This is a genomic window from Methylobacterium sp. (genome assembly GCF_019750675.1).
Lineage (GTDB): Bacteria > Pseudomonadota > Alphaproteobacteria > Rhizobiales > Beijerinckiaceae > Methylobacterium.
Map to the genome: position 1 here is coordinate 1 of NZ_JAIEOF010000058.1, position 6,660 is coordinate 6,660.

The window sequence follows — 6,660 nt, forward strand, 5'->3', positions numbered from 1 at the left end:
CGGTGGAAGCCGATGCTCGAGCGCATGACGCGCGAGGACGTCGACTGGTGGGCGCGCAACTTCATGTCGGAACTCGAGAACTTCCGCACGATCGAGCGCGAGCCGCCCCGCACCGCAGCCGCTGCGGAGTAAACCTTCGGCGTCGCTCCCCGGCGCCCAACCCTGGGACGACACCACCACTTGATCGCATCGGACAATATGATCGGCGTCGAAGACGGCGTGCCGGCACCCTTCGGCGCGCAGTTCGACGGGCGGGGCGTGAACTTCGCCCTTTTCTCCCAGCACGCCACGGCGGTGGATCTCTGCCTCTTCGATCCGGGCGAGCGGCACGAGACGCGGCGCATCCGCCTGCCTTGCCGCACCGACGACGTCTGGCACGGCTACCTGCGCGGCGTGTTTCCGGGCCAGCTCTACGGCTACCGCGTCTACGGGCCGTGGGACCCGGCGCGCGGCCACCGCTTCAATCCGGCCAAGCTCCTGATCGATCCCTACGCCCGCGACATTCAGGGCCGCATCCGCTGGCACGATTCCCTCTACGGCCACCGTCGTGGTCTCCAGCGCGCCGACCAGATCGACCGCCGCGACAGCGCCGCCTTCATGCCGCGCGGCATCGTCACGCCGCCGGAGGTGCCGGACCTCGCGGTGAATCCGGTGCGCCGCCCGCTCTCGCAGACCGTGATCTACGAGGCGCACGTCAAGGCGCTGACCCAGACCCATCCGGACGTTCCGGAGGCGGCACGGGGCACCTATGCGGCCCTCGCCCACCCGGCCATCATCGAGCACCTGCTCAAGCTCGGCGTCACCGCGATCGAATTGCTGCCGATCCAGTCCTTCGCGGACGACCGCTTTCTCGTCGAGAAGGGGCTGGTGAACTTCTGGGGCTACTCGCCCCTGAACTACTTCGCGGCCGATCCGCGCTATCGCGGACCCGCCGGCATCGGCGGCCTGCGCGCCGCGATCCGCGAACTCGCCGCGGCCGAGATCGAGGTCATCCTCGACGTGGTCTACAACCACACGGCGGAGGCCGACCATTCGGGGCCGACCCTGTCGTTCCGGGGCGTGGACAACGCGAGCTACTACAAGCTCAATCCCGACAATCCCCGCGAAGAGGTCGACTGCACCGGCTGCGGCAATACCCTCAACCTCGACCATCCACGCGTGATGCAGATGGTGCTCGACTCCCTGCGCCACTGGGTGACCGCCTACGGGGTGGCGGGCTTCCGCTTCGATCTCGCGAGCAGCCTCGGCCGTGCCCCGCACGATTTCAGCGCCAAGGCCGCGTTCTTCCAGGCGGTGGCACAGGATCCCGTCCTCGCGCGGGTGAAGATGATCGCCGAGCCCTGGGACATCGGTCCGGGCGGCTACCAGCTCGGCGGCTATCCGCGCGGCTGGAGCGAGTGGAACGACCAGTTCCGGGACAGTCTGCGGGGTTTCTGGCGCGGCGACCGCGGCACGCTGGCCAAGGTCACGCAGGGCTTGTCCGGCTCACGCGAGATCTTCGCCGCCTCCGGGCGCTGGCCGCTCTCCAGCATCAACTTCGCCGCCTCCCACGACGGCTTCACCCTGGCGGACGTGGTCGCCTACGAGGAGAAGCACAATCTGGCCAACGGCGAGGACAATCGCGACGGGCACGGCCACAACCTCTCCCGCAATTACGGCGTCGAGGGCGAGACCGACGACGCGGCCATCCTGGCCCTGCGCGCGCGCCAGAAGCGCAACCTCCTCGCCAGCGTGTTCCTCGCCCAGGGCGTGCCCATGCTGCTGATGGGCGACGAGCGCTCGCGCAGCCAGGGCGGCAACAACAACGCCTATGCGCAGGACAACGCCACCAGCTGGATGGACTGGGAGACAGACCCCGATCCGAGCCTCACCGCCTTCGTCGGCAACCTGACGCGCCTGCGTCGCGAGCAACCAGCCCTGCGGCGGCGGGACTACCTCACGGGCGCCCTCGTGGGGGAGGGGCCGTTCCGCGACGTGCACTGGCTGGCGCCGGGCGGCACCGAAATGGACGACGGGGATTGGGGCGACGGCGAGCGCCAAGCCTTCGGTATGCAGATCGGCAACGATCTGCCGGATGCCGACCGGCTCCTGATTCTGGTGAACGCGGCGGAGGCCCCGTGCGACTTCACCCTCGCCCCGGTCATCGGCGGCCCCTGGACGCTGATCTTCGACACCACGAAACCGACCGGCGCGGTGCCGGGTGGCCAGGCGCTGTTCCCGCCCGGCGCCGGGGTTCGCCTCGAGGCGCGGGCGATCTACGTCCTGCGGGCCCGCCCGGCCTCGGCCTACGCGCGCTGAACGCGCCTCAGCCTTCGACCTGCGGTTCACGCCGCAGTTCGTGCCGAGCCTGGTCGAGGAACTCCTGGCGTTCCGCCTCGCTCAGCGGAAGCAACGCGGCGCCGCACAGGGCTTCGGAATCCGCGAACTCCGTATCCCAGCAGCGCTCGCCGTGGCCCTTGCGCGCGAAGTTCAGCTTGGCCCGTGCCAGGACCAGGGACTCGATCGGCTCGCTCATTCGGATCGCTCCGGGCTGCATCGGAAAAATCCGAGCGACGACGCAAGCGCCGGACTACGGCGAAATTCCGTGTGCGCCGCACAAAACGTTGCCGTCCGCCGGTTGTCGCATCCGCGCCACGCCTTACCTCGACCGAGACGGACCAGGGAACAACGGGCGGCGCGCCGGCTTCTGGAAGGTGCGGCGCAAGCTCACGCTTTCCCGGTGAACTCCAGACACGAAAGACGATTGCCTGATGCGGCGCGCCCACAGCATGGCCTTCGGCAGCGAAGTGGTGAAGGACGGGGTCCGGTTCGCCTTCTGGGCGCCCACCGCCAAGGACGTCACCCTGGTAGTCGACGGGGCGGATCACGCGATTCCGGAGGTCGGCGAAGGCTGGCGGCGGGTCACGGTGCCGGGGGTTCGCGGCGGCGCCCGCTACGGTTACCGGATCGACGGCGACCTCGTGGTGCCCGATCCCGTCTCCCGCTTCCAGCCGGACGACGTCTCCGGCCTCAGCGAAGTCATCGATCCCCGCGCCTACGACTGGGCGGATGCCGCATGGACGGGTCGTCCCTGGGAAGAGACGGTCCTGTACGAACTCCACGTGGGCACCGCGACCCCGGCGGGCACCTACGCGGCCCTGGAAGGCAAGCTCGAGGATCTGCGCGACCTCGGCGTCACCGCCATCGAGCTTCTGCCGCTCGCCGACTTCAAGGGCACGCGCAACTGGGGTTACGACGGCGTGCTGCCCTACGCGCCGGACGCCGCCTACGGACGGCCCGAAGACCTCAAGCACCTCATCGACACGGCCCACGGCCTCGGGCTGATGGTCTTCCTGGACGCCGTCTACAACCACTTCGGCCCGGCGGGGAACTACCTCAACGCCTACGCGAAGACGTTCTTCACCGAGCGCCACCAGACGCCCTGGGGCGCCGGCATCAACTTCGACGGCGAGACCAGCGGCCGGGTGGTGCGCGACTTCTTCATCGAGAATGCGCTCTACTGGCTCGAAGAGTACCATTTCGACGGCATCCGATTCGACGCGGTGCATGCCATCCTGGACGATTCGGAGCGGCACTTCCTCGGGGAGCTCGCCGAGACGGTCCGGGCGCGCCTGCCGGGGCGCCACATCCACCTCGTGCTGGAGAACGAGGCCAACCAGGCCCGCTGGCTGGAGCGCGACGCGCAGGGACAGGCGATCCAGCACAACGCCCAGTGGGCGGACGATCTCCACCATTGCTGGCACGTGCTGCTCACCGGGGAAGATGCCGGCTACTACGCGAGCTTCGCGGACCGGCCCGTCGAGCACCTCGCGCGCTGCCTGTCGGAGGGCTTCGCCTACCAGGGCGAGCCCTTTCCGACCCTCGACAACCACCCGCGCGGCGAGCCCTCCGGCCACCTGCCGCCCTCCGCCTTCGTCACCTTCCTGCAGAACCACGATCAGGTCGGCAACCGGGCCCTGGGCGAGCGCCTGAGCGCGCTCTGCGACCCCGACAAGCTCGCCCTCGCGCGGGCGGGCCTGCTCCTCAGCCCGCAGATCCCCATGCTGTGGATGGGCGAGGAGTGGTCGGCCTCGGCGCCGTTCCTGTTCTTCGTGGATTTCGCCCCCGACGAGGATCTGAACAAGGCGGTGCGCGAGGGGCGGCGGCGCGAGTTCAAGAGCTTCGCGGCCTTCGCGGACGACACATCGGTGATCCCCGATCCCACCGAGGCGAAGACGTTCACGGATTCGCGGATCGACTGGGCCGAGCGCGCCGCACCACCGCATCGCTCCGTGCTGGCCGACACGCGCAACCTCCTCCAGATCCGGCATCAGGCGGTCGTGCCTCTGACGCGGACCCCCTACCTCGGTGCCAAGGCCACCTTGCCGCGTCCCGACGTGGTGGACTGCACCTGGACCTACGATGGCGGCTGGCTGCGGTTCGTCGCCAATGTCGGCCCGGACGATTTCACCGCGGAGCGCGGTGACGGCCAGATCGTGTGGTCGAGCGGCTCGGGCAACGGATCGATCGAACTCCCGTCCTGGACGGGTGTCTTCCTGACGGGTGTAAAGTGATGAGCCGCGACCTCGAACGCCTCGCCGACCTTCTCGGCGTCGCCGCCGGCTACACCGACGCCTTCGGGCAGCCCGTCGAGACGTCCCTGGACGTCAGACGGGGCATGATCGCGGCCCTCGGTTTTCCCGTCGAGTCCGAGGCCGACGTCGCCGCGCGCCTCGCCGAGGTAGAGGCAGTGCGGGGCGCTTTGATCCCGCCGCTCCTGCCGGCCGAGGCCCGACGGGCCATCACGGTGCCGATCCAGCATGCGGCGGCCACCGGCACCCTGTCCTGGCGCCTCACGGACGAGCGCGGCCACCATCGCGAGGGGCGGGTCGCCATCGCGGGCGACAGCTTCGAGCTGCCGCCGCTCACCCCGGGCTATCACCGGCTCGGCGTGCACCTGGGCGAGCGCCGCGCGGAGGCCTGGGTCATCGCCGCGCCGCAGCGCTGCTGGCGCCCACGCGCCTACGCCGACGAGGGCGCCCGTGACTGGGGCCTCGCGGCCCAGCTCTACGGCCTGCGCTCCCCCGACAATCTCGGCATCGGCTCCTACGCGGATGCCGGCCGGGCGGCCCGCGACGCCGGCCTGCGCGGCGCGTCGTTCCTCGGCCTGAGCCCTGTCCATGCGCTCTTTGCCAACGACCGCACCAAGATCTCGCCCTACTCGCCGTCCTCGCGCCTCTTCCTGGAGACGCTGTTCATCGAACCCGGCGTGCTGCCGGGCTTCATCGGATCGCAGGCGGAAGCGCTGCTCGCTTCCATGTCCGAGCGCGTCGATGCGCTTCGCGAGGCCAAGCTGGTCGATCACGCTGGGATCTGGAGTGTGCTCTCGCCGGTGCTGCGGGCGCTTTGGCAGGAATCCGCGGCGCGCCAGGGCAGCGATGCGGGCTTTGCGAGCTTCCGGGCCGCCGGTGGCGAGGACCTCGAGGCGCACGCCACCTTCGAGGCACTGGCCGAACACTTCCAGGCGAAGGGCGCCCAGTGGCTCGGCGACTGGCCGGAGGACATGCGCCGCAACGGCACCGAGGCCGTGCGCGCCTTCGCGCAGGCGCATGCCGAGGCCGTGACCTACCACGTCTGGCTCCAGTACCTCGCCGACCGGCAGCTTGAGGAGGCGTCGAACACCGCGCTCGGCACCGGCATGCGGCTGGGGCTTTATCGCGACCTTGCCGTCGGCGCGGATCGCGGCGGCTCCGAGATCTGGTCGCATCCCGAGCGCTTCGCCAACGGCGTCTCGATCGGCGCGCCGCCGGACCTCCTGGCCCCGAAGGGCCAGGATTGGGGCCTGCCGGCCTTCCACCCCCTCGAGATGGAGCGGGACGGCCTCGCGGCCTTCCGCGCCCTGGTGGTCGCCAACATGCGCCATGCCGGCGCGATCCGCATCGACCACGCCTTTCAGCTCGCGCGCCTGTTCCTGATCCCGGTGGGCCGCTCGGCGAAGGAGGGCGCCTACGTGGCGATGCCGTTCGAGCCGATGCTCGCGGTCCTGCGCCTTGAGAGCCACCGGGCCAAGTGCCTCGTCATCGCGGAGGATCTCGGCACGGCCCCGGAGGGATTCTCCGATGCCCTGATGCAGGCCGGCATCCTCAGCTACCGCATCCTCGCCTTCGAGCGCGAGCAGGGCGCCCGCTTCAAGCCGCCGGCGGCCTACCCGCGCGACGCGCTCACCGCCATCACCACGCACGACCTGCCTACCTTCGTGGGCTGGTGGCGTGGCGTCGACACCGACACCCGGCAGGCGCTGGGCCTTTACGACTCCGAGCGGGCCGACACCGAGCGCCGCGAGCGCGTGGACGAGCGCGCCCGGCTCACCGAAGCGCTGGCCGGGGAGCAACTGCTGCCGACCTACGACGTGCCGGACGCCGCGCCTTTCGAGGCGGCCGCGCGCTATCTCGGCCGGGCGCCCTCGATGCTGACGGCCGTGCAGTACGAGGACGTGGTCTCCGAACTGTCCCAGGCCAACGTGCCGGGTTCGACCGAAGGCTATCCGAACTGGCGCCGGAAGCTCGACCGGACCCTGGAGAGCATCGCGGCGCCCGGCGGCCCCCTGGCCAAGCTCGCCGCCTCGCTGTCGGCCGAGGATCGCGGTCCGCGTTCCGGTGCCGCCCGCCTCGCCACGGTTCC

4 protein-coding genes are annotated in these 6,660 nt (G+C 70.3%); 3 read left to right on the forward strand and 1 reads right to left on the reverse strand.

The genetic code is table 11. The annotated features are described in order from the left end of the window. Positions 1-198 precede the first annotated feature (198 nt). Complete coding sequence (gene glgX / locus K2X24_RS02870) at positions 199-2,298, forward strand: glycogen debranching protein GlgX (protein ID WP_292494457.1); 2,100 nt, start codon at positions 199-201, stop codon at positions 2,296-2,298. Positions 2,299-2,305: 7 nt separating this feature from the next. On the opposite strand, the gene K2X24_RS02875 is transcribed toward glgX, so the two are convergent. Further along, the gene (locus K2X24_RS02875) at positions 2,306-2,515 is read right to left on the reverse strand and encodes a hypothetical protein (RefSeq protein WP_292494459.1); all 210 of its coding nucleotides are present in this window, start codon (positions 2,513-2,515) and stop codon (positions 2,306-2,308) included. A 235-nt stretch (positions 2,516-2,750) separates the two neighbouring features. Between K2X24_RS02875 and treZ the strand changes: the two genes are divergently transcribed. Then, positions 2,751-4,553 carry a malto-oligosyltrehalose trehalohydrolase gene (treZ, locus tag K2X24_RS02880; RefSeq protein ID WP_292494461.1) on the forward strand — a complete coding sequence of 601 codons (1,803 nt, stop codon included), beginning with the start codon at positions 2,751-2,753 and terminating at the stop codon, positions 4,551-4,553. Then, positions 4,553-6,660: 4-alpha-glucanotransferase (gene malQ, locus K2X24_RS02885; protein WP_292494464.1), on the forward strand; the 2,108-nt coding region annotated here is incomplete at its 3' end. The genes treZ and malQ, both read left to right, overlap by 1 nt.